The following is a 23843-nucleotide window of genomic DNA, read 5'->3' as shown; positions in this document are numbered from 1 at the left end:
GCCTCGGTTTATGATGAAAATGGTGGCTGGCGCAATAGAGTCGGGCGCCAGCAGCTATCAATTTAATAGTTTTCAGCACAAATCCGCCCCGTCAGGCGAAAGTCACCCAGTCCGCATGCTCGGGCGCATCCAGGTGCGGCAGTGTGTTGAAGGTCACCAGCCGGTGGCGTTTGGGCGTAAAGGAAAATTCGGTGACCGAGCAGTTGCGGATGCCCAGGTTCAGCTCAATCGTCGTTTCCGGGCTGGTGCCCAGCACCTGGCCGACGGCCGTGGCAATCGGCCCGCCGCTGGAGACCAGCAGCACATGGCCTTGATGGTGGGAGCGAACGTGGTCCAGTGCCCCGGTGATGCCGGCGACAAACTCGTGGTAGCTGGGCATGCCCCGGGGGCTGACCACGCCGGCCATCCACTGCGCCAGACCGTCTTTCAGCAGGCGAAAGTGGTGCTTGTACAGCTCCGGTGTGTCGGGTTTGTCCAGCGGGAAGGGATGAATTGCGGCAATCACGGCGGCGCTGTCGAATTCATTCAGGCCGGGCCAGAAAAGATGCGCCAATGGCGCTGCCTTCATGCCAGGCGCCACGCCGGCTGCGCTGTCCGTACCGGCGGATGACGCGTGGCTGGTTTCAAACGCAAGCCCCATGCCTTCGCAGATGCCGGCAAATGTCTGAACCTGGCGGTTCAGGGTGCCGGTCAGGGCGGCGTCAAAACGCACACCCTTGTCTTTGAAATACTCGCCCAGGCGCAGGCTTTGCTGGTGGCCCAACGGGCTCAGCACGTCATAGTCATCCGCACCAAATGAAGCCTGGCCGTGGCGTACCAAATAAAGTGTTCCCATGGCAGGAATTTTGACCAGGAGGCCGATCCGCCCTTGTCACCCGGGGGACGGCAGCACCAGGTGCCTGGGCGTCACAAGGTGTGCATGCCGAAAAGGGGCCCCGCCGAGAAAAGTTTTGCCGAATTTGCAGGCCAATAGCCTGCGACGGGACTAAAAGTTGGTGAAAAATGGACCGGCACGCCCGCTTTGCAGCGCACGTCCTTTCTGCCGCCCAGGCTCCTAGGCTGCGCACTGGGGCATTCTGGCGGCCATCGACTTGCAGTAAGCGACCAGGCTCTCAAGCTCGGTCGCCTTGTGGTAAACGGCATCCACGCCAAGCCGTTCGCAATGATGCAGCAGGTGGTCATTGCGCGCATGGTTGGTCATCACGAGAATGCTCTGCCCGGGGCGCCGGTTCTGGCAATGCCTGATCACGCCGACACCGGTTCCTTCGCTCAGGTAAAGGTCGACCAGGGCAATGTCCCACTGGTCGGGATGGCGGTCAAGCCATTCGACCGCCAGGGGTTCCGTGGCGGCCACGCCGACAATCACCACCTTCGCTTCCGCTGTCAGGATTTGCGTCACGTAGGCGCACTGGGCGGCACTGTCTTCAACCAGAAACACTCGTAGAGCCATTGTTTTCCTTTAAGCGAAAGGCGCGACATGTTTTTTCTGGAAATGGCGCTGTGCACCTGTCACTGTGGGGTGCAGAGGCCAATTTATTACAAAAGTGTCGGGTTAAATATGAAATTTACGAAATGTCAATACTTTGTGTATCGCTCACTCTACTTTAAGTAATTAAATTTATCAATTTAAAATTGAAATTTACCATTCAAACAGGACCAGCAAAGGTGGACCACGCGGTTTGCAAGCAGGGCTGACTCAGCAAGCGGCGACGGGATCGCCTGACAAGCCCTGATTTTCAGAGGGCAGGTTGAACGCCAGCCGCACACCGCTGTCGCTGCGCGCGAGCCCGACGGATTCGGAGGCCGCCAGCAGTTCCAAGTCCCGCCAGTTCAACAGCCGGTAGCCCTGGGCATGAAGAATTCTTGCCTGCTGCGATTCTTGGGCGCTCAGGTCAATCGACAGGTCGATGCGGTCAGGGAACGCCTGGGCGCGCAGCGTGAGCGTGGCCGGCGCGGTTGACTCATCGCTCAGGCAGACAAGCGCTGCGCTGACGACGCTGCGAAGCACCCGGCTGGAGAGTTCCGCAGCGACCTGCGACACCTCATTGGCGATGATGAAACCCTTGAGCTTGAACTCGTTGAGCAGCAGCGTGGCGCATTCCTCCACGCCCGCATCAAAGCGCTGGGTGGCCGAGGGTTTTGGACGAACCCACGTCAGCAGGTTGATGACTGACTTGATGGCAGACTCCGACACGCTGCCCAGCAAGGCGCAGTCCTGGCGCATGCTGTCCAGGTCGGGACTGGCCGACTGAAGCCGCCGGTCCATCATGACGGCAATCATGTCCATCGACTGGAAGTTACCCATGATCTGGTGCTGAAGTACCGGCGCCAGGCGCTGCAGCAAGGCATACCGCGCGCCGTCCTCAAGCAGCGATAACTCGGCGTGCGGTTCATTTCCGGGCAGAAGGGGGCTCGTCAAAGTTTGCGGGTTCATCCTGGGAATCCATCGTTGGCCGGGGAAAGTTTTGTTCAAAGGACCTTCCGGTGAGTGGGGCAAAGGCTTGATTGCGCACTTGTTGCTTTCCGGGATTCTAGGCTGACAGCCCGGCCATGGGGCCGCCACCTTGATGCGTACAGGGGCAAGAGACACGCCGGCGCCGATTCTGGTTACCCAAGGGCCGCCGCCGGCCTGACCGGAGGTGTTGTCAGCTCAGGCTGGTGCCAAGCATGACTTGGCCTTCAATGCAGGTCACCGACTCGCCGCCGACCCAAACCTGGCCTTGGGCATCGCGCTCGACATGGACCTGGCCGGCATGTCCCAGGCAAACGCCTTGCGACGCTAGGTAGCGTGCGGGCATGTGGTCCTCGGCCATCAGCCACTGCGCCAGGCTGGCATTCAAGCTGCCGGTCACGGGGTCTTCGGCAATGCCGATGGCGGCGGCGAAAGCGCGCACTTCCAGACCAGGCGCAGCCGAAATACCGGGCTTTTTCCTGACGTCAATGTCGAACGCGCGCGCCTCCCGGTTGGCCCGGCCGATCAGCAAAGGCACTTCCTCGGGCGGATATATGCCTGCAATGCCGACTTTCACCCCGAGCTTTTCAAGCGCAAGATGGTCGGGTGCCAGTTGCAGCACGGACTCCACGCTGCCCAGCAGCAGGCCCAGCCACACCGGTCCGTTGTCCAGCAGTTGTGCCGCAAGCACCTGCCCGGCTTGCAGCCCGAGTGCCTGGACCACCTGTGCCAGCAGGTCTGCACCGGGCGCCGAGCGATGCAGCGGCGGTGCGGCAAAGGCCAGTCGCTGCGTTGTGGTTTCACGCCGGATGTTGATCAGGCCCACCTGGCATTCCTGCACGATCATGCCGCTGTCTTTTGGCTGTCCGCCGGCCTGCAGCCAGGCGTGGCAGCTGCCCAGCGTCGGATGGCCGGCAAAGGGCAACTCGCCACCGGGCGTGAAGATACGCACCCGGTAATCGGCCGCTGCCTGGGTGGATGGCAGCAAAAAAGTGGTTTCCGACAGGTGCGTCCAGCGGGCAAAGCGCTGCATCGCTGCGTCATCGAGCCCGCTGCCATCAAGCACGACTGCCAGCGGGTTTCCCAGGTAGGGCACGGACGTGAAAACGTCAACTTGCCGGAACGGACGAGGCGTCATGGGTTTCTTTCCTGCCGGGTTGACGGCCAGCGTTTCAGGCGAGGGGAAGTGCTTCAAGCGGCGGAATGCTGCCGGCCGCTTGAGCACGGGAGCCGGCGCGCATGTCCCGAATGGCGGCGGCCAGCGCGGCAATTCCAGTGTTGATCTGCGCCACGCTCGCGGTCACGAAGGACAGGCGCAGCGTGCGGGCGTCGGCCTGGCCGGCATAAAAAGCCCAGCCGGATACAAAGGCCACATTGCGCTCAACCGCCTTGGGCAGCAACTCGATTGCCTGCATGCCTTCGGGCAATCGCGCCCACAGGAACATGCCGCCAGCCGGCGTATTCCATTCCACACCCGCGGGCATTTCGCGCTGCATGGCGGCCAGCATGGCGTCGCGCTGCGATTTGTAAAGGGCGCGGATGGTGGGGACGTGGCGGTCGAGGAAACCGTCTTTCATCACCTCGGCCACCACGCGCTGGTTGAAGCCGGGGCTGTGCAGGTCGGCCGCCTGCTTGGCCTGCAGCAGTTTTGGAAAAATCGACGCGGGCGCCACCATGAAGCCCAGCCGCAGTCCCGGCGCCAGCACCTTGGAGAACGATCCCAGGTAAATGCAGCCTTCCGGGTTGCGCGCGGACAGCGGCAGCGGCGGCGGCGTGTCGAACCACAGGTCGCCGTAGGGGTTGTCCTCGACCAGCGGCAGGCCGAGGCGGGCGGCCTCGGCGCTCAGCGCAGCGCGGCGCGCTTCGGGCATGGTGCGGCCGGTCGGGTTCTGGAAATTGGGCAGCACATAGAAAAAGCGTGCGCCTTCGGCTTTGGCCGCCAGGTCGGCCATGTCCACGCCGCCATCGTCACTGGCGACGCTGACGATCTCGGGCTCCATCGGCGTGAAGGCCTGCAGCGCGCCGAGGTAGGTCGGCGTTTCGACCAGCACGCGGCTGCCCTCGTCAATCAGTACCTTGGCAACCAGGTCCAGCCCTTGCTGCGAGCCGGTGGTGATCAGCACCAGCGCCGGATCGACGTTCCATGGCAGCATCGCCGCCACCATCTCGCGCAGCGGCGCAAAGCCTTCGCTGGCGGCGTACTGCAGCGCCGCATGGCCGTCTTCGCGCAGCACCTTTTCGCAGGCGGCACTGAAGGCGTTGACCGGAAAGGTCTTGGGCGAGGGCAGGCCGCCGGCAAAACTGATGATGCCGGGCTTTTCGGTGACCTTCAGGATCTCGCGGATCACCGAGGGGTTCATTTTTTCGGCGCGCCGCGCCTGTGTCCATTTCATTTCGATCTCCTGTTGATGGCCTGATTGTGAGACAGATAGGCGGCAGTCCGGATCAGCCTTTGTTGGCCAGCGGTTTGGATGGCGTCCCGTTCACCGGCATTTTTTTGCCGATGAACACCGTCGCCATCACGCCCAGGCCAAAGCCCAGCGTCGCCGCATCCAGCTGTTCGCCCAGCAGCGGCACGGCAAACAGCATCGACAAAAAGGGCTGCACCAGCTGCACCTGGCTGACGCGCACCACGCCGCCCAGCGCCAGGCCGCGGTACCAGGCAAAAAAACCGATCCACATCGAAAACACCGCCAAATAGGCAAAAGCGGCCCAGCTCGTCCAGCCGATGGTCTGGCTGGCGGCTGGCGCGTGGATGAAGGCCAGCGGCAGCGAAACCGGCAGCGAGATCACCAGCACCCAGCAAATCACCCGTTCCGCGCCCAGCGAAGGCGTCAGCCGCGCGCCGCCGATGTAACCCAGTGCCGCGCTCAGCATGGCCAGCAGCAAGAACACATCGGCCAGCTGAATCGCAACGTGGCCGCTGCCATCGCCCGAGTGCAGCGCCATGAACAGCAGTACCAGCAGTGTTCCTGTCACAGCGCAGGCCCAGAAGGCCAGGCTCGGGCGCTGACGGAACCACAGCGCCGCCATGCCTGCCGTGGCCAATGGCAGCAGCCCGGTGACCACCGCGCCATGCGTGCTGGGAACATATTGCAGGGCCAGCGACAAAAACAGCGGAAACCCCACCACCACGCAAACCGCCGTGAAGCCCAGCAGACGCCATTGCCGGCCCTGGGGCTTTTGCCGGTGGCCGCGCCAAAAGCCAAAACCCAGATAAAACAGCGACAGCACGCCCGCCACGGCCGCCCGGCCAAAGGTGGTGAACCAGGGTGACAGCTGTGGCGCATCGATCGACCCCACTGCCAGTTTGGTCATGGGCAGCGTGACTGAAAAGATCGCGATGCCCAACAAGCCAAGCCATAGCCCTCTGTTAATCTGAGCATCATCCTGCGGCGGGTTCATAAAAATAGCATCCAGATTGCGGTGACTACCAGCACGGCAGCCATGACGCGGTTGAACATGACCAGCCGGTGACCTGACCCCTCGGGGCCGGCCAGCCATTCACGCAGCAGCAAGCCTGCCAACGCATAGGTCAGGTTGCTGGCAAAGGCAAAGGCAAGCATCACCGGCACCACCACGGCCATGCGCATGGCGGGGTCGGCGCGCCCGGCAACCCAGCCGCTGACGATCGCCAGCGCCAGCATCCAGGCCTTGATGTTGACCAGCTGCAGCGCTGCACCCTGCCAGAAGGTGACGTTGAGCCGTGCTGCATCGGCCGGGCTCAGCTGGCGCGAGCGCGCTATTTTTGACGCCAGCCACAGCAGGTAGGCCACGCCGACGAGCTTGATGGCCCAGCCCAGCAGCGGCACCGCCAGCACCAGCGCACCCAGCCCCAGCGCGCAGATGCCCAGCAACACGCCCCAGCCGACCGGCACGGCACACACAAAAGGCATGGCGCGACGCAAGCCATGGTTGGCCGCGAGCGCGGTGGACAGCGTGGTGTTGGGGCCAGGCGTGAAACTCATGGCCGTGGCCAGGACGAGCAGCGCGGTAAATTCTTGCCAGTTCATGGCGATGACTTTATAGTTTGCAGCAGCACACTGCCAATACAGTTTGAGCGACAAATCAAAAAACTGTATTGCCCGTTTTGACAGTACACGGCAGCGCGCCCTGCCAGAAAAGGCCCTGCCATGTTGATGAAAACCGCATCCCAGTCCCTCGCCGAGCAGCTCTGCGCACGGTTCGCCGAACGCATCCGCACCCGTTTGCTGTCGCCGGGCGCGCGCCTGCCGTCGGTGCGCCTGTGCGCCGAGCAGCAGGGCGTCAGCGTGTCCACCGTGGTGGCTGCCTATGACCAGCTGCAGGCCCAAGGGCTGGTGGTCGCGCGCAAGAATCGGGGGTTTTTTGTCCGGGATTCGGCATCAAATATGCCGTTTGCGCAGGATGGATATGCACACATTGCTATTAAAAATATAGCGGATTCAGCGCATGCGCCGGTCGATGCCGCCGCCTTGATTCGCGGCATGTTTCATTCGGTCAGCCACAAGCCGCAACCAGGCATGGGCGTTTTTCCGGCGGAATGGCTGGACACCAGCTTTCTGCCAGCAGCGGTGCGAAAAGTCACCAGCGCCAGTGCGCTGCGCGACCTGTCGCTTCACTACGGCGAGCCCATGGGCGACAGCGGCCTGCGCCGTGCGCTGTCGCAGCGGCTGGGCGTGCTCAACATTCCGGCCGAGCCCGGACAGATCATCACCACTGTCGGCGCCACCCATGCGCTGGACATCATCAGCCGCACCCTGCTGCGCGCCGGCGACTGCGTGATGGTCGAGGAGCCCGGCTGGGCGGTGGAGTTTGCCCGGCTTGATGCCCTGGGCATGCGGATTTTGCCGGTGCCGCGCCGGGCCGATGGACCCGACCTGGCCGTGATGGCGCAGTATTGCCAACTGCATGCCCCCAAGCTGTTTGTCAGCGTCAGCGTGTTCCACAACCCGACCGGCCATTGCCTGGCGCCGGGCAGCGCCCACCGCCTGCTGCAACTGGCCAGCCAGCACAACTTCCACATTGCCGAGGACGACACCTACAGCCACCTGGCGCCCGACCATGCCACGCGGCTGTGCGCGCTCGACAGCCTGCAGCGCACGATCTACGTCAGCGGCTTTTCCAAGATCCTGGCGCCCGGCTGGCGCGTGGGCTTCATGGCCGCGCCGCCCGACCTGGTCGAGCGTCTGCTCAACACCAAGCTGCTCGCCACCCTGACGACACCCGCGCTGCTGGAGAAGGCCTTGGCCTGGTGCATTGACCAGGGGCAGCTGCGCCGCCACGCCGAACGCATCCGAAGCCGGCTCGACCAGGCACGCGGACGAAGTGTCAAGCTGGCGCTGGCCCATGGCTGCACCTTTGCGGCCGAGCCCGCAGGCCTGTTCGGCTGGGTTGAAGCCGGTGTGGACACCGATGCGCTGGCCCAGTGCCTGCTGGACGAGGACTACCTGATCGCGCCCGGTTCGTTGTTTCATGCGGTGCGCAAGCCCGGCACGCTGATGCGGATCAATTTCGCGACCACCCAGGATGCCGCGTTCTGGAACGTGTTTGTGCGGCTGCGGGACCGCATGCGCTGAACTGCGCCCGCCAATTTGGGCCAAGCAGCCCGAACGGTGTTTGTCAGCCAATGCTGCCGATTCAGCGCCAGGCCTCGCGCACGTCCGGCCCGATTGATCCCCTCGCGCATTGATTTTCACCCGCGAGGAATTCCCACGGTTTGAAGCGCTGCGTGCTGACACGTCACGCCCCTTGTCCATGCCTTCCCGGTGCCCGGACCAGAAAGATGGCCAACAGGTTTTGACACAGTTGGCGCCCTGAAGCACGTCGCCTTTCTGCGTGTCATAACTCGTTTTGTTACATTTAGTAGAAAATTCAGGTATTATTTCAGGGTAACGAGAAGTAAAAATTTTAGAAAAATAACGATTTTGCATCGTTTTTTAGTGTCAATTCGGGAATTTTCATGGAATTTATCCAAATTTCTTTATTTCTTTTGGTACGAGCCGGTTTCTCGATGATTTTTTAAAATAACTATACATAAAGTTACATAAATTTTGTTTTGAAAAAATCCAGTAACAATTTGAAATTCAGCTTGGTGCGTTTGATCTCAGTGGGCTGTGTCTGATGTGTCAAGACTGAATGCCACCCCGATGAAACTCCTTCTGGCTTTTTGTATTTTTAGTTGCCAGCCTGGCTTTTGGTCAGGTTGTCCTGGCTCATTCCGCTCTTGAAACGCAAATAAATTCAGGTGCCGGTTTGGGTTGTTGCAACAAGATTTTGGTGTGCTTGATGGCTGCCATGGCTTGGCTCGCTGCCCCTGCTGCTCTTGCTGCTGGTTCTGCGGCCGGCACGCCAATAGCCAATTCGGCCACGCTGAGTTACTCGGTTGAAGGTCGGCCTGCAGCGCCCATCACAGGAGCCGCTCCGGTGGTTGTCGTGGCTGAAGTGATCAATCTGGTGCTGACCTGGCAGGACAGCACCCCGGCGGGGGTGAATTCCCCGGATTCCGGCAAGGCCCTGAGCTTTGTGCTGACCAATACCGGCAACGGCACCGAAACCTTCCGGCTGTTGCGCAACAACGGGATCGCAGGGGACCAGTTCGATCCCGGGAATGCTGCCTCCGGCGCCATCTACCTTGAAAGCGGCGTGCAGGCTGGCTTTCAGGCCAGCGGACCGAATGCCGACATCCTGTACCTGCCGGGCACCAACGACCCGATGCTGGCCGCTGATTCCAGTCAGGCCGTTTACGTTTTTAGCAGCATTCCGGCGGCTTTGGCCACGGGTGCGTTGGGCCATGTCCGCCTTGCTGCCAGCTCTGCCACGGCCGGTGCGCCGGGCGCTCCGCCCGGTACCACGCTGGCAGGGCTGGGTCAGCGCGGCGTGGATGCGGTGGTCGGCGGCAGCCGTGGTCAGGCAAGCGCCCAGGGCAGCTACATCGTCTCGGGCATATCCCTCAATCTCATCAAAACTGTGGCGGCCGTGCGCGATACGCTCGGCGGCACCCTGGTCATGCCCGGCTCGGTGCTGACTTATCACATCGTGCTGAGTCTGACGGGCGCCGGCATTGCCGAGAAATTCTCTTTTGCCGATCCCCTGCCTGCCAGCACCACCTACCTGCCCGGCAGCATCACCGTCGATGGCGCTGCGCGCAGCGACGCCGCCGACACCGACAACGCCAGTTTTGCGGCCGGCACGGTCAGCGTGCTGTTCGGCAACACCCCGGTGCCCGCCCAGCACGTCATCGAATTCAAAGTCACCGTTAACTAACCTCCTCAATCCTGAAGCAACACCATGCGAAAAACCCTGATCAATCTGCTCTTTTTAAGCCTGGCCGCCATCGCCGCCCCCCAGTCCTATGCACAAGCCCGCCCTGCAGCGGGCAGCATCGAGCTAAAGAACATCGCCGAGGTTGAAGTTGAGGTCCAGGCCGCTGACGGCAAGGTCGAGAAAAAGCGCGGCCCGGTGCAAAAGGCCATTCCTGGCACGGTGATCTTCTATACCTCGACGTTCAGGAACATCAGCGCCAAACCGGCCGGCAATATCGTCATCAACAACCCCATTCCCGCCAACACCACGTTGGTGGCTGCCAGCGCGTACGGAGAGAACATGGACATCGGTTACTCGGCAGATGGTGGCAAAAGTTGGGCGTCGGCTGACAAGCTCAAGGTCAAGGGCGCAGACGGCAAGGAACGCGCGGCTGCACTTTCCGAAATCACCCATATCCGCTGGACCGTCCGTGGCGAGCTTGCGCCAGGCAAGCACGACGAGGTGGGTTTTCGCGTCGTCGTGAACTGATGCCTGGGCGGGTCCTGTTTGACTGGCCATCACGGCATGCAAGAAACCTAGTATTTTTGCTACTTAATCAATAGCATCTTGCGCAGACTCAGTCTGTGCAAGATGCCTGTTTGATGATGGAAAAGTGGATGCCTGCTCAGAACGGGCCCGCTCCAGCACCCTGCCGCAGTGCCATCACATCCATCCGAAAAAATTTATTGAAGCACCGACAACGTTCAGATCGCCGCGCAGCCGCGGGCGACGGGGGCTACTCGACCTGTCTTCAGGAAGGGACTGAATCTCACCACCGCACCACAGCACAGCACAGCACAGCACAGCACAGCACATTCCTATTTTCAAGCTTCACCATTTATCAAGAAAAAACATGAACTCACTTTTCAGCAATCCCTGGGCTAAATCCGGAGCCGCCCTGACCCTTGCGTTGGCGGGCGTTTTGGGCGGCGGCGCTGCCCATGCAGCGGGCATCTTGTCAGGCACCGACATCAACAACCTGGCCACGCTCAATTACACCGTCGGCACGACGGCCCAGCCCGCCATTGGTTCATCGGCAGGCGGCAATACCGTGGGCGCAGGCACCCCCACCACGTTCAAGGTGGACAACAAGGTCAACCTCAGCCTGGTCGAGTCGGGCAGTCTGGTTGCCAGCGTCGTGCCCGGTGACACCAACCAGGTGACCACATTTGTCCTGACCAACCTGGGCAATACGGTGCAAGGTTATACCTTCGCTGGCGCCAACACGACCGGTGCCACCATTGCCGGCAGCGCTGACACCATTGATGTGTCCAACCTGCGCGTCTTTGTTGAAAGCGGTACAACACCCGGCTATCAGCCGTTGGAAGACACGGCGACGGCAATATTGACGCTGGCGCCAGACGCGACACAAACGGTTTACATCGTCGCAGACATTCCGACCACCGCGACCAATGGCCGGCAAGCCAATGTGAGCCTGACCGCCACGACCACCACAACAGGCACGGCCACTGCAGTGGTGCAAACTACCGGCGCCAATACGGTAGGCGTGGATATTGTGTTCGCCGATGCGGCCACCACCGAACTGGAATTTGTCGGCGCCAGCCCGGCGCGCGATGCCAAGGCCACGGCGCGTGATGCCTACAAGGTCGTGACAGCCACCCTGACCGTTGCCAAGACGGCGACGCCACTGTGCGATCCGTTCAACGGCAGCGCAAATCAAAAGAACATTCCAGGCGCACTGGTTCGTTACACCATCACCATCACCAATTCGGGGGCTTCTTCGGCGACTTTGAACACCATCACCGACACGCTGGTTTCGACGGTCACCATCGACCCCAATCTGGTCCAGGGCACGGGAACCATTGCGCCCGCAACCACCTGTTCTTTGACGACCGGAACGCCTACATCGGCAGCGGGATCAGGCTTTCAAGTCACCAGAACGGCTGCGGGGACCCGCACGGGTTTCCCCAAGAGCTACACCACGACAAGTTCCGCCGACGGTGTGGACCTTGCCGGAAGCGTGATCACCGCCACTTTGGGCACGGTACTGCCTGTCGAGACCGGCTATACCGCCGGTGAATTGAAAACGGGCGAGTCCATCGCGCTGATTTTCAACGTGCAGATCAACTGATCTTCGCGCCTTTACGCATGCTTTTTAACGGGGTGTTGCAGCCCCGCAGCGCGGCTCGACGCGCTGCGAAGGCTGCCATTTTCTCGCCTGGGTCCGCTTTCGCGGGCCTTTGCATGGGTACGCCAGGTGCCCATGCAAAGGCCAGTCATGCTTTTAGTTTCAGTGCGCGTGCTTCGATTGCGCGCCGACTTCTGGCCAACGGCGTGGCCGCCCTGGCCAGTCTGACCGCCTGCACCGTACTGGCCGCCACGCCGCCCAGCACGCCCATCACCAACACGGCCAGCGCCAGCTACGGTATTTCAGGCACGCCGATCACGGTGAGCGGCTCGGTGACTGTGAACACCATGGCCAGCACACCCGCGACCATCGGATTTTTGCAGTATGTGTCCAGCGTGGCGGGTATTCCGGCTGGCGGTGCGGCTTCCCAAAACGTGTCGGTCGCGCAGTGCAACGCGGGTGCCGGATTCAAGCCTTTGCCAGCGCCCAGGCTGCCGGGTAGCCCTGCGCTGACGGTGCCGGGAGAGCTGTTGCTGGCTCCAGCCAGCCTGTATGCCAGCGGCGACCCGGTGTTCGTTCGCGTCACGGACTACGGCAGGAACCTGGACCCGCTGGTGGCGGAAACCGTCGTGGTCACCGTGTCCAGCAACGGCGTTGACACCGAATCACTGCGGCTCACCGAAACCGGTCCGTCCACTGGCGTGTTCATCGGCGCCATTGCCTCATCATCTGGCGCGGCCCGGTCGGGTAACTGTGTCCTCAATGTCGGCAGCAATTACAAATTGCTGGCCACCTACATGGACCAGTCTGCCAACAGCGTGGCCATCACGGCAGACGCTTTGGTGGACCCGCTCGGTGTGGTGTTCGATGCCTCCACAGGCCTGCCGGTCAGTGGCGTGCAGATCACGCTGATCAGCATGGCGACCGGCCAGCCTGCTGCGGTGCTGGGCAACGACGGCACCAGCTTTTATCCGTCCACCGTCACCACGGGCGCCAGCGTGACCGACAGTGGTGGCACGGTGTATGCCATTGGCCCGGGGCGCTACCAGTTCCCGCGCATTGCGTCTGGCAGCTACCGCCTGGCAGTCACGCCACCAGCCAACTACGTTTTTGCCTCTCTGGCAGCAACTCCGGCGTTGCAGACTTTGCCCGGCGCGCCTTTCTTCATCGTCACCGGCTCACGCGGAGAAGTCTTCCAGGTGCTCCCCGGTCCACCGATTGAAATCGACGTGCCGCTCGATCCGGGTCCCCTGGCAGGTGTGCAAATTTCCAAAAATGCCGGCAAGGCTGTCGTCGCCATCGGTGAATTTGTTCCCTACACCGTCACCGTCAGCAATGGCGACAAAAATCCCGTGGCCGCACTGCGGATTGCCGACCGGCTGCCCCTGGGCTTTCGCTACCAGACCGGTTCGGCCCGGCTGGACAAAGCCGTGCTGGCAGACCCCATCATCAGCGCCGACGGACGCGACCTGGAATTTCGCCTCGGCACGCTGCCCGGCAACGCCAGTCTGAGCCTGCGTTATGTGGCGGCCGTCAACGCGGGCGCTCGGGCCGGTCAGGCCGAAAACACCGCGCAGGCGATTGGCGGCGCAAGCTCCAACATCGCCCGGGCCCGTGTGCTGGTGAGCGAAGACCTCAACCGCAGCCGCGCCATCCTGGTGGGCCGCGTCACGCAGGTTGGGACCTGCGACAGCAAGCAGGACGGGCCGAGCGAAGAAAAGGGCGATGCAGCCAGCGCGCCCCTGGGGCTCAAGGGGGTGCGTGTCCTGCTGCAGGATGGCACCTATATCGTGACCGATCAGGAAGGCCGCTGGCATGCCTACAACCTGCGTCCCGGCACCCAGGTGGTGCAACTAGACGAAACCAGTCTGCCCAAAGGTTTCGAGCTGCAAGCCTGTGAACAGAACAGTCGCACCGGAGGCCGTAATTTTTCGCAGTTCGTCAACCTGCGTGGCGGCACCTTGTGGCGCGCCGATTTCCGGCTCAAGCGGGTCGCAAGTTGCATGAACGAGCAGTTGCAGGTCCAAGGCAAAGTGGTGAGCCTGCGCCTTGCCGCACCCGTTCCCAACCAGGCGCTCAGTGCCACGGTGATGCTGCCTGATGGCGTCAAGGTGGTGCAAGGCAGCGTCATGCTCGACGCCAATCCTTTTGCGCAAGCCGAACTGGCCGATGGGTTCTTGGTGGCGCGGCTGGGCGCGCAGACCGGGAATTGGCAACGGCTGCTGAAATTTGAACTGGAGTCAGCGCCTGTGGGAAACCTGGGTTTGCTGGTGCAGGTCCAGCCCATCGATCAACCGGCGCAAAGCCTGTTGCCCCTGCAACTCAAGGCGCCAGCGACACAGGCTGCACAGTGTGCGCCGATGGCCTTGCCGGCGCAGCTTGCGGTAGGCCCAGCGCCCAAAGGGCCTGCCCCGGTATCCAAAGCCAGCGGTGCTGTTTCAGGATTGCAACTGGTCGAGAAGTTGCCTTACGACGACCAATGGATTGCTGCGGCCACGCCCGGAACCGAATGGCTGCATCCGCAGACTGGCTTCGTCCCGGCGCTGCCGGTCATCAAGGTGGCGGTCAAGCACGCGCCCCGGCATCAAGTGGAGTTGAAGATCAACGGCGCGCTGGTCAATCCCCTGCGTTACGAAGGTAACGTGATGAACCCGGCCGGCACGTTGGTACTGTCCAACTGGAGCGCCGTGGACCTGCGCGATGGCGCCAACCTGATGGAGTTGACCGTGCGCGACCCGCAAGGCCAGACCGTTCTGCACGAAAGCCGTACCATCCACTACGCTTCAGGCCCGGTCTCTGCAGTGTTGGATCTCAAGCGCTCGCAACTGGTCGCCGATGGCCGTACACCGGCGGTCATTGCGGTGCGCATGCTGGACAAGGATGGCCAGCCGGTACGGCGCGGCGCCGGCGGGGTGTTCCAGATCGCAGCGCCCTATCTGTCGCAAGACCAGGCCGACGCGATGCAGCGCGAGCCCTTGACCGGCAACCTTGGCGGCAAGGCACGCTACGAAATCAGCGCCGACGGCGTCGCGCTGATTTCGCTGCAACCCACCACGCAGGCCGGCGAGGTGGTGCTCAACTTCGACTTCGGCAACAACCGCACGCAAGAGGTCCGGACCTGGCTCACGCCGGAACTGCGCGAATGGGTGCTGGTCGGCTTTGCCGAAGGAACCAAGGGCTTCAAGACGCTGAGCGGCAACATGGACAGCCTGAAGGCGGCCGGCGCCAGCGAACAGCTGTTCGACCGGAACCGCGTGGCCTTTTATGCCAAGGGCCAGATCAAGGGCGAATACCTGATGACCCTGGCCTACGACAGCGCCAAGGAAAAGAATGCCGCCGGCAGCATGGCACTGAATCAGCCGTTCAGCCAGGCCTTGAACCAGGCGGTTGACCCGAACCGGTTCTACACGCTGTATGCCGACGCAACCCAGCCGCAGTTTGACGCTGCCAGCGCGCGCAAGCTCTACCTGAAAATTGAAAAAGCGCAGTTCTATGCACTGTTCGGTGACCACGACACCGGCTTGTCGGGGACCGAACTGGGCCGCTACAGCCGTACCCTGAACGGCTTCAAGTCAGAATTCAAAGGCGAGCGATTCGGCTACAACGCCTTTGCCAGCATGACCGCGCAAAGCTTTCGCAAGGACGAAATCCAGGGCGACGGCACCTCCGGCCTGTACCGCCTGGCCAGCCGCGACATCGTGGTGAATTCCGACAAGGTGCGCATTGAGGTGCGTGACCGCTTCCGGCCCGAAATCATCATCAGCAGCCGAACGTTCACCCGCTACCTCGACTACCAGATCGACCATGCGCTGGGCACGCTGTTCTTTCGTGAGCCGATTGCCTCGCGCGATGCCGACTTCAACCCGGTGTTCATCGTGGCCGAATACGAGTCCGGCGGCCAGGCCGACGCCAAACTGACCTACGGCGGCCGCGTTGCCATGAAGGTTGGCGACAACCTGGGCCAGAAAAGCGAGGTGGGCTTCAGCCGCATCCATGAAGGCAACGTCGGCCGGGAAGCGACGCTGACGGCTGCCGACAGCACCGTGCGTTTTGGCGACACCACCAAGCTGCGCGCCGAAATTGCCACCAGCCAGCGCAATTCGGTGCTGGGCAAGGAAAACGGCAGTGCCTATCTGGTCGAGCTAAGCCACATCGAGGGCAACACCGCTGCGCGCGCCTATGCGCGCCAGCAAGACGCCGGTTTCGGCCTGGGCCAGCAGGCCGGCTCCGAAGCCGGAACGCGCAAGATGGGCGCCGACGCACGGCTCCAGCTGTCGGACTCGGTGCAGCTCCAGGCCGAGACTTACCGCCAGACGAACCTGGTCACCACCGCCCAGCGAGAGGTGCTGGAGGCGCGCGGCCAATGGAAAAACGAAGGATTCACCACCAGCGCTGGCCTGCGCGCAGCCAGTGAAACCGACGGCAAGGGCAAAGACGCCAGCGTGCGCCAGCTCATCACCGGCATAGGCTACGAATTGCTGGACAAGCAGCTGCTCCTGCGCGCCAGCAACGAGCTGGACCTGGGCAGCCGTGCCGATGGCGCAAGCGTCAGCTTCCCGAACCGGCTGATCCTGGGCTTCGATTACAAGCTCAACCCGCAAACGACCCTGTTTGCCCAGCATGAACTGGCGCGCAGCGGGGAACTCAAGGCCGACACGACGCGTGTGGGCCTGCGCACCCAGCCCTGGACCGGCGGCGAGGTGGTCACGTCACTGGGCAACCAGGCCGGACTTGACGGTGGCCGTATGTACGGTAACCTCGGGCTGGTGCAGAAGGTGCAAATCAGCGAGCAATGGGCTGCCGATTTTGGCGTGGACCGCTCGCAAACGCTGCGCGGCTCAGCCGTCAGCCCGTTCAATGCGGCGCAGCCGCTGGCGTCCGGCACCCTTGGCACCAGCGGTTTTTCCGGTGCCACGTCAAATACCACGCCCGGTGTCACGAACAGCCTGGTCACGGGTGACTACACTGCCTTGCTTGTCGGCGGCGCCTACAAAACACGCGACTGGAGCAGCAATGCCCGGCTCGAATGGCGCGGCAGCGATATGGACACCAAGGTCAACCTGCTGCTGGGCGCGCAGCGCAACCTGGACGAGGGCCGCACCCTGGCCGCCGGCCTGATCTACAACCGGGGCAAAGGCACCGTCGACACCACCCGGGTGGACACCCGTTTGAGTTATGCGCACCGGCCCCTGAACAGTGAGTGGATCTGGCTCGACCGGCTCCAGTACATCCATGAATCCAGCCAGGACCTGGCAGGCCGTTTGCTGACCCGCAAGCTCATCAACAACCTGAACGTCAACTGGATGCCGAACCGCCAAACGCAGATTGCCTTGCAGTACGGCCTCAAGTATGTGCGCGACAGCATCGACAGCACTGCCTACAAGGGGTTCACTGATTTGGTCGGCATCGAGGCGCGGCAAGACCTGGACGAGCACTGGGACATCGGCCTGCATGGTGGCATGCTGCACTCCTGGCAGGCGGGCACACGCGACTACCAGCTGGGCGTTTCGCTGGGCTTCAAGCTGGCTGACAATGCCTGGCTGAGCGTGGGCTACAACCAGCGCGGCTTTCTTGATGCCGATTTTGCTGGCGCCCAATACCGCGCCCGTGGCCTTTACCTGAATCTGCGCGTCAAGTTTGACCAGGACTCCATCAACCTCAATGACCGGAACAAGGTACAACTGGCTCGCCAGCCCTGACCGTTGAATCCATGCGCCCTGCCATGTCTACTATAAAAATTCCCCAGGCTGCTGTCAGCAGCTACAGCGCAATGCGTTTGCTGGCGGCTTCGTGGCTGAGGTTGCTTGCCGGCTTGCTGGTGGCGATGCTGTCTTTTTCAGCGGCGGCCCTCAATTGCGCCACACCTGGAAAAGACGGTGCCGGCGGTACGCTCAACGGCGTGATCAATCGCTATTGGCCAGGAACGGCCAGTGCCAGTGCTGGTGCCACCAGCATTGTCCTGGGCTCCTCGATTGGCTCGGGCGCCGCCATAGCCGTGGGTGACTTGCTGCTGGTGATCCAGGTGCAAGATGCCGCGATAGATCGCAGCAATGACAACACTTATGGCAGCGGCAACGGTCTTAATCGGGGCTCCGGCTCGACTGCATTGAACAGTGCCGGGCTGTATGAATATGTACGCGCCACCAACGCCGCAGCCATTGGCGGTGGAACAGTGACTGTTGTGGGCGGCAGCGGCGCTGGCTTGCTCAACACTTATACCGATGCGGCTGCCAGCAGTACGCAAGGGCAGCGCCGTTTTCAGGTCGTGCGTGTCCCGCAGTACACCACCGCGACCCTCGGTTCAGGGCTAACCGCGATGGCCTGGAATGGCAGCACGGGCGGCGTTTTGGTGTTCGATGTGGCCGGGCAGTTGACGCTTGGCGGCGCGACGGTGAGCGTCAATGGCCTTGGATTTCGCGGCGGCGCCGCACGGGAGCTGACGGGAGGCCCTGGCGCCAATACCGATTACCGCACCAACGCTGCCAATGACAACAATGGCTCCAAAGGCGAAGGTATTGCCGGAACACCACGTTATGTCAATAACCTGGGCGTGCTTTTGAACACCGGTAGTGAAGGCTACCCCAATGGCAGCCACGCACGGGGCGCGCCAGGCAATGCAGGGGGCGGTGGCACCGACGGCAACCCTGTTGACAACAAAGAGAACACAGGAGGCGGTGGCGGTTCGAATGCAGGTGGCGGTGGCAAGGGCGGCAATGGTTGGCGCAGCGCGTCTCCTACCGGCGGCTTTGGTGGCTTTGATTACGCCCCTTCTTTAAACCCGGGACGGTTGTTCCTGGGCGGCGGCGGAGGCTCGGGCACCAACAACAACGGCACCGGCGACATCGGAGCCGGTTTCGCTTCCAGCGGCGCGGCAGGGGGCGGCCTGGTGATGATTCGCGCTGGCAGCATCACTGGTAACGGCACGATCAGCGCCAATGGCGCCAATGCCAACAACAGCGCACGAAACGACGGCTCTGGCGGTGGCGGCGCAGGCGGATCGGTACTCGTGTACGTAAATGCCGTCAGCGCTGGCTTGCTCAGCGTTCAGGTCAAGGGCGGTAATGGCGGCACCAACGCGGGCGGCACCAACGCGGGCAGCTCTGCGGCACCCGCGCACGGGCCGGGCGGCGGCGGTAGCGGCGGTTTTGTCGTTACTTCTGCTACGGTTTCAGCGTCGATTAATTTCGACGGAGGTGCGGCAGGGACCACTGTTGTCAACACCGACAACTTTGGTGCGACTGCAGGAAACAGCGGTACGAACGCGACGCTGAACAGCGGACAAATCCCGGGTGTGAGTTCCGGGAGCGAATGCAGCCCCCGCTTGGTCTTCATGAAAACCGTGTCTGTATTCAGAGACCCGTTCAACAACACCACCAATCCGAAAAATATTCCCGGAGCCGAGGTTCTTTACACGCTGCGGGTAACCAATACAGGTACCGGCACGGTAGACACCGGCGCTACTGTCATCACCGACCCGATACCCGCCAACACTGAATTGTTTTTAGGTGATCTGGGTGTTGCCAACTCCGGTCCGATCGCTTTTGTCCAGGGCACCAGCACGTTGACCTGGACCTTTGACTCGCTGGCCAGCACGAGTGATGATGTCAGTTTCTCAAAAGACAACTGCGCAAACTTCGTCACGCCAACGCCGACACTGAACTACGACTCGACTGTCAACTGCATACGCTTGAACCCCAAAGGGGTCATGGCCGCTGCGAGCGCCGCCGGCAACTCATATTTCGAACTGAAGTTCCGGGTGCGCGTCAAGTAGGTTGGGTGACGCGCGAAGATGCAGCGCTGCCTCAACTCGACATGGGCCAGGCACAGCCTGAACCAAATTACAGCATCTCGTCCGGTGCCAGCGGTCCGAACAGTTTGAGCAGCAGCTTCAGGGTCAGGCTGGCATCGGGCTCAATCGTCGAATCCTTAAGCCCTGAGCCCTGCGGCGCGCGCCACATCAGTTTCCCGCCCACCAGCGACACACGGTAGGCACCGTTGGCCAGTGCGGGCTCGATCATTCTCGTGGTTTCCTGTGACAGCAGGCGGTTTCGGATGACGATGGCGACTTCGCTGTTTTGTAGTTTCGAGCGTAAGTCCAGGTTCATCGAACCCACCACCAGCAGCCGGCCGTCCATCACCACCACCTTGGCATGCAAGCTTGCGCGTGAGCCGCTTTTCGACCCCCCGGTAGAACCAACGCCCGAACCGAAGCTTTTGACCGTTCCTTCCTGTTCGGCGCGCATTTCATAGAGCTCAACGCCTATGGCCAGCAGCGCTTCCCGGTAGCGGGCATAGCCTGCATGGGCGGCAGGCGCATCGTTGGACGCCAGGGAATTGGTCAGCACTCGGACCCGCACGCCGCGGCGGCGCATCTCGGCAAACTGGCGCATCATGAGTTGGCCCGGAACAAAGTAGGGCGAGACGATCAGCAGGTCGGTTTTGGCCTGCGACATGAGTTGCAGCAGGCCATCGACCGCCGTTTCCTGCGCCTCTGCCACGTCGTCGGCATCGGCGGCAATCTTTGACGGGTGGTCGACCAGCAGCACCGATGGTGCCCAGGTCCAGGTCAATAAACTCAGGTCGGTCGAGTCGGGCAAAGCGCTGGGGGCCTCGGTGGCTCTGGCCAGAGGCTTGACGGGCGATTCCCCAGCCGCGTCTGCCGCTGGCTGCGTGGTGCTGGTAACTACGCCCGGGCCGGCTGCCACGGGACTGGGCTTGAGCACCTTGATTTCTTCCTCGCTCATCAACGACTGCACCGGATAGGCCAGCGTATTGTTCCAGTACTGGTCAAAGCTGCGCGACAGGTCGCGCGCGATACGGCCTGCCGCCAGCACATCGATGTCAACGAAATTGGTGCCTTCGCCCTGACCAAAATAGGTTTCGCCCAGATTGCGCCCGCCCGTAATGGCGACGGCGTTGTCTGCGACAAAAATCTTGTTGTGCATGCGTCGCTGCATGCGCGCCACATCCTTGAGGTTGCTCAGAATCCGCAACAGCATCGATCCGCGCCCGCCGGGTAGCGGGTTGAACAGGCGCAGCTCAATGTTCTTTTCAAACGCCATCTTCAGCACCTGCGCATTCTTGCCTGAGGTGTTGAAGTCGTCCAGCAGGATACGGATGCGAACACCGCGCCCGGCCGCTTCGCGCAGGGCCTCAAACATGCGTTCGGTGGTGTCGTCGGCAAAGATGGCGTAGTACTGGATATCCAGCGTTTTTTGCGCTGCCTTGATCAGCGTCATCCGGCTGGTGAAGGCCAGTTCGGCATTGCCGACAAGTGCGAAGCCGGAGTCGTTGCGTGTGCTTGCGCGGGCGGCGCGCGCCTGCACCAGCTGGCCCAGCCGGGTTTCCATCGGGTTGGCCAGCGCCGTTGACACTGGGCGTTCCACCTGCCCTGGCAGCGAGGCGCATCCAGTCATGCAGACGCTGAAAAGTACCAGGGCCAGCCATTGACGAATGTCGCCACGCCGGCTTGCCTGAAAAACGGTAAAAGGGCTGAGGCCGAGCGCAACAGTGGTTTGCATGATGCTGGCCACTTTAGCGTAAGGCCGGTCCGTTCAAACACCCAGCAGGGCACATTTCTGCCGCTACTTTTTGCAGTTAACGAGCCTGATGTCAGCGTCGGCCACATCGGTGCGATACCACCGCCCGCATAAAGATCGCAAGGTGGCCAGCCACGTTGAAAAGTTCTCAGGACGATAAGGCTTCCCAGCGTTGCAGAGCGTCCATGAGCTCTTCCTCGATTTTGCTGTTGCGCGCCGTGAGTTCGGCTGCCCTCTTGGCATTGCTGGTGTAAAGCGTGCCGTCATAGAGCTCCTGCTCGATCGCCTTTTGCTGCGACTCGAGTTGCTGGATCAACGCCGGCAAGCCGTCGAGCTCACGCTGCTCCTTGTAGCTTAGTTTCTTTTTTGATAGCTGCTCGCGCTCATCCTTATTCAGCTCGGAACTGTTTTTCTCCTTGCTTTTGGCGCTGGAGGCTGTGGGTGCCGGTTTATTGCTGCCGGTGATTTGCGCCGCGCGTTTCGACTGGGTGATCCAGTCGGTCACGCCGCCTTCGTATTCGCGCCAGAAACCCGGGTTCTCAGGCGTGCCTTCGTAGGCGATGGTGCTGGTCACCACGTTGTCGAGGAAGCGCCTGTCATGGCTGACCAGAAAGACCGTGCCTTCGTAGTTTTGCAGCAGGTCTTCCAGCAGTTCCAGCGTGTCGATGTCCAAGTCGTTGGTCGGCTCGTCGAGCACCAGCACGTTGGCGGGCCGCGCAAACAGGCGCGCCAGCAGCAGGCGGTTACGCTCGCCTCCTGACAGCGTGCGCACTGGCGAGTTGGCGCGCGAAGGCGAGAACAAAAAGTCCGTCAGGTAGCTCTTGACGTGCTTTTTCTGGCCATTGATCTCGACCCATTCGCTGCCTGGGCTGATGAAGTCTTCCAGTGTGGCGTCCAGGTCCAGCGCATCGCGCATCTGGTCAAAATAGGCCACCTGCAGATTTGCGCCTTGGCGGATCTTGCCGGGCGGGGTGGTTACATCCGGCTGCAGTTCTCCCAGGATGAGCTTGAGTAACGTGGTCTTGCCCGCGCCATTCGGGCCGAGCAGGCCGACCTTGTCGCCGCGCAATAGCGTGCCGCTGAATTTGTTGACGATGATCTTTTCTGCACCCGGATGGCCAAAGCTTTTAGACACGTCGGTGAGTTCGGCCACGATCTTGCCGCTTTTGTCGCCGCTTGACACGTCCAGGTTGACGCGGCCAACCGCATCGCGCCGGGCTGCGCGGTTTTCCCGCAACGCGTCAAGCCGCACGATGCGGGCGGTACTGCGTGTACGGCGTGCCTCGACCCCTTTGCGTATCCACACTTCCTCTTGCGCCAGCAGTTTGTCCGCCTTGGCAAATATGACGGCTTCCTGCGCCATCTGATCGTCTTTCTGGATCAGGTACTGAGCAAAATTGCCGGGGTAGCTGCGCAGTTTGCCGCGATCCAGTTCAACAATGACATTCGCCACTTGGTCCAGAAATGCCCGGTCATGGGTGATGGTGATGATGCTGCCATTGAAATTGACCAGCAGTTCCTCTAGCCAGGCAATCGAGTCAAGGTCCAAGTGGTTGGTTGGCTCGTCGAGCAACAGCACATCGGGCTTGGCCACCAAGGCTTGGGCCAGCGCCACGCGCTTCTTGGTGCCACCTGAAAGCGAGCCCACGATGGCGTCTTTGTCTAAATGCAACCGGTGCAGGGTTTCTTCAACTCGCTGCTCCCATGTCCAGCCATCTAGCGCTTCGATTTCGGATTGCAGTGCGTCAAGATCTGTATGCTCGTCAGCTGCAAGATACATCTCAACTACATGCTTAGTGCGCGCCAGACCTGCGCTGGCAGCAATGAAGACCGTCGCATGGGGGTCCAGGCTGGGTTCCTGCGGAACATAGGCAATGCGCAGGTTCTGCTGCAATTGCAAGGTGCCGTCATCGGGTTTTTCCAGCCCCGCAAGGATTTTGAGCAACGATGACTTGCCCGTGCCATTGCGACCAATCAAGCCAATGCGTTGGTTGGTTTCAAGAGAGAAATCTGCATGATTCAGCAGAGCGACATGCCCAAAAGCGAGTTGGGCGTCTAAAAGAGTAATGAGTGCCATATAGAGAGTGATTATCCCGTCATGGGGGTAACCACGCGATTTCCTGAGATCAGTAGAGCAAGCAGGCATGTATTTTCAATTGACCTTCCTTTTTTTCAGTCTCGGCGAGAAGATGGCGCACATCAAGGGTGGCGCAGTCATGACTAGCAGTCGGGGCGTTGTCAGTCCAAAAAATCCTGCGAGGAGATAAAAATTTTCGTAGTGGATGATTCGCAAAGTGCGAGCGACGGTGCTATGATTTGAGGCTCTGCAGATGACAAAGCGGCTTGTTCAAAAGACGGTTGCCGGATTTCGAAGCAGTCAAGTTAAACAAATTTTCGTGCTGTGTAAAAAGCGGTATATAATTTGAGGCTCAGCTGATTACAGCTAACGACGTGAAGCGGGGTGGCAAGCGCTACCGAG

Annotated in this window: 15 protein-coding genes; 6 read left to right on the top strand and 9 right to left on the bottom strand. The window is 61.4% G+C overall.

What is annotated here, in order from left to right:
* Nucleotides 1-91: 91 nt before the first annotated feature.
* The 7 genes from IWX85_RS15345 to IWX85_RS15315 form a co-directional block, all read right to left on the bottom strand.
* On the bottom strand, nucleotides 92-835 hold the full coding sequence (locus IWX85_RS15345; RefSeq protein WP_196870314.1) for a histidine phosphatase family protein: 744 nt from the start codon (nucleotides 833-835) through the stop codon (nucleotides 92-94).
* A 219-nt stretch (nucleotides 836-1054) separates the two neighbouring features.
* Nucleotides 1055-1450: a response regulator gene (locus tag IWX85_RS15340; protein ID WP_196870313.1), complete on the bottom strand. Its 396-nt coding sequence runs from the start codon at nucleotides 1448-1450 to the stop codon at nucleotides 1055-1057.
* 246 nt (nucleotides 1451-1696) lie between these two features.
* Nucleotides 1697-2419, bottom strand: a complete 723-nt coding sequence (locus tag IWX85_RS15335; protein WP_196870312.1) for a hypothetical protein — start codon at nucleotides 2417-2419, stop codon at nucleotides 1697-1699.
* A 226-nt stretch (nucleotides 2420-2645) separates the two neighbouring features.
* Nucleotides 2646-3590, bottom strand: a complete 945-nt coding sequence (locus IWX85_RS15330; protein WP_196870311.1) for a PhzF family phenazine biosynthesis protein — start codon at nucleotides 3588-3590, stop codon at nucleotides 2646-2648.
* A gap of 34 nt (nucleotides 3591-3624) precedes the next feature.
* Nucleotides 3625-4845, bottom strand: a complete 1221-nt coding sequence (locus IWX85_RS15325) for a PLP-dependent aminotransferase family protein (RefSeq protein WP_196870310.1) — start codon at nucleotides 4843-4845, stop codon at nucleotides 3625-3627.
* 52 nt (nucleotides 4846-4897) lie between these two features.
* On the bottom strand, nucleotides 4898-5857 hold the full coding sequence (locus tag IWX85_RS15320; protein ID WP_036806572.1) for a DMT family transporter: 960 nt from the start codon (nucleotides 5855-5857) through the stop codon (nucleotides 4898-4900).
* The gene (locus IWX85_RS15315; RefSeq protein ID WP_196870309.1) at nucleotides 5854-6465 is read right to left on the bottom strand and encodes a LysE family translocator; all 612 of its coding nucleotides are present in this window, start codon (nucleotides 6463-6465) and stop codon (nucleotides 5854-5856) included. The genes IWX85_RS15320 and IWX85_RS15315 overlap by 4 nt, the downstream gene beginning before the upstream one ends.
* A gap of 120 nt (nucleotides 6466-6585) precedes the next feature.
* On the opposite strand from IWX85_RS15315, the gene IWX85_RS15310 reads away from it, so the two are divergent.
* From IWX85_RS15310 to IWX85_RS15285, 6 genes are all read left to right on the top strand, one after another.
* Nucleotides 6586-8010: a PLP-dependent aminotransferase family protein gene (locus IWX85_RS15310; RefSeq protein ID WP_196870308.1), complete on the top strand. Its 1425-nt coding sequence runs from the start codon at nucleotides 6586-6588 to the stop codon at nucleotides 8008-8010.
* A gap of 718 nt (nucleotides 8011-8728) precedes the next feature.
* Complete coding sequence (locus tag IWX85_RS15305; RefSeq protein ID WP_196870307.1) at nucleotides 8729-9697, top strand: hypothetical protein; 969 nt, start codon at nucleotides 8729-8731, stop codon at nucleotides 9695-9697.
* Nucleotides 9698-9721: 24 nt separating this feature from the next.
* Nucleotides 9722-10225, top strand: a complete 504-nt coding sequence (locus IWX85_RS15300; RefSeq protein WP_196870306.1) for a DUF11 domain-containing protein — start codon at nucleotides 9722-9724, stop codon at nucleotides 10223-10225.
* 364 nt (nucleotides 10226-10589) lie between these two features.
* Nucleotides 10590-11828 (top strand): hypothetical protein, encoded by a 1239-nt coding sequence (locus tag IWX85_RS15295; protein WP_196870305.1) that lies wholly within the window; start codon nucleotides 10590-10592, stop codon nucleotides 11826-11828.
* A gap of 203 nt (nucleotides 11829-12031) precedes the next feature.
* Nucleotides 12032-17524: a hypothetical protein gene (locus IWX85_RS15290; protein WP_370584306.1), complete on the top strand. Its 5493-nt coding sequence runs from the start codon at nucleotides 12032-12034 to the stop codon at nucleotides 17522-17524.
* A gap of 23 nt (nucleotides 17525-17547) precedes the next feature.
* Nucleotides 17548-19596: a hypothetical protein gene (locus IWX85_RS15285; protein ID WP_196870303.1), complete on the top strand. Its 2049-nt coding sequence runs from the start codon at nucleotides 17548-17550 to the stop codon at nucleotides 19594-19596.
* Between the two features lie 67 nt (nucleotides 19597-19663).
* On the opposite strand, the gene IWX85_RS15280 is transcribed toward IWX85_RS15285, so the two are convergent.
* Nucleotides 19664-21346, bottom strand: coding sequence for a phospholipase D family protein (locus IWX85_RS15280; RefSeq protein WP_196870302.1), 1683 nt, complete (start codon nucleotides 21344-21346; stop codon nucleotides 19664-19666).
* A 166-nt stretch (nucleotides 21347-21512) separates the two neighbouring features.
* Nucleotides 21513-23441 carry an ATP-binding cassette domain-containing protein gene (locus IWX85_RS15275; protein WP_196870301.1) on the bottom strand — a complete coding sequence of 643 codons (1929 nt, stop codon included), beginning with the start codon at nucleotides 23439-23441 and terminating at the stop codon, nucleotides 21513-21515.
* Between the last annotated feature and the right edge of the window lie 402 nt (nucleotides 23442-23843).

The sequence above is a fragment of the Polaromonas sp. CG_9.11 genome (genome assembly GCF_015752225.1).
GTDB lineage: Bacteria > Pseudomonadota > Gammaproteobacteria > Burkholderiales > Burkholderiaceae_C > Polaromonas.
Note: the sequence above shows the minus strand (reverse complement) of the source record. Positions and strands in the feature narration are given on the sequence as shown.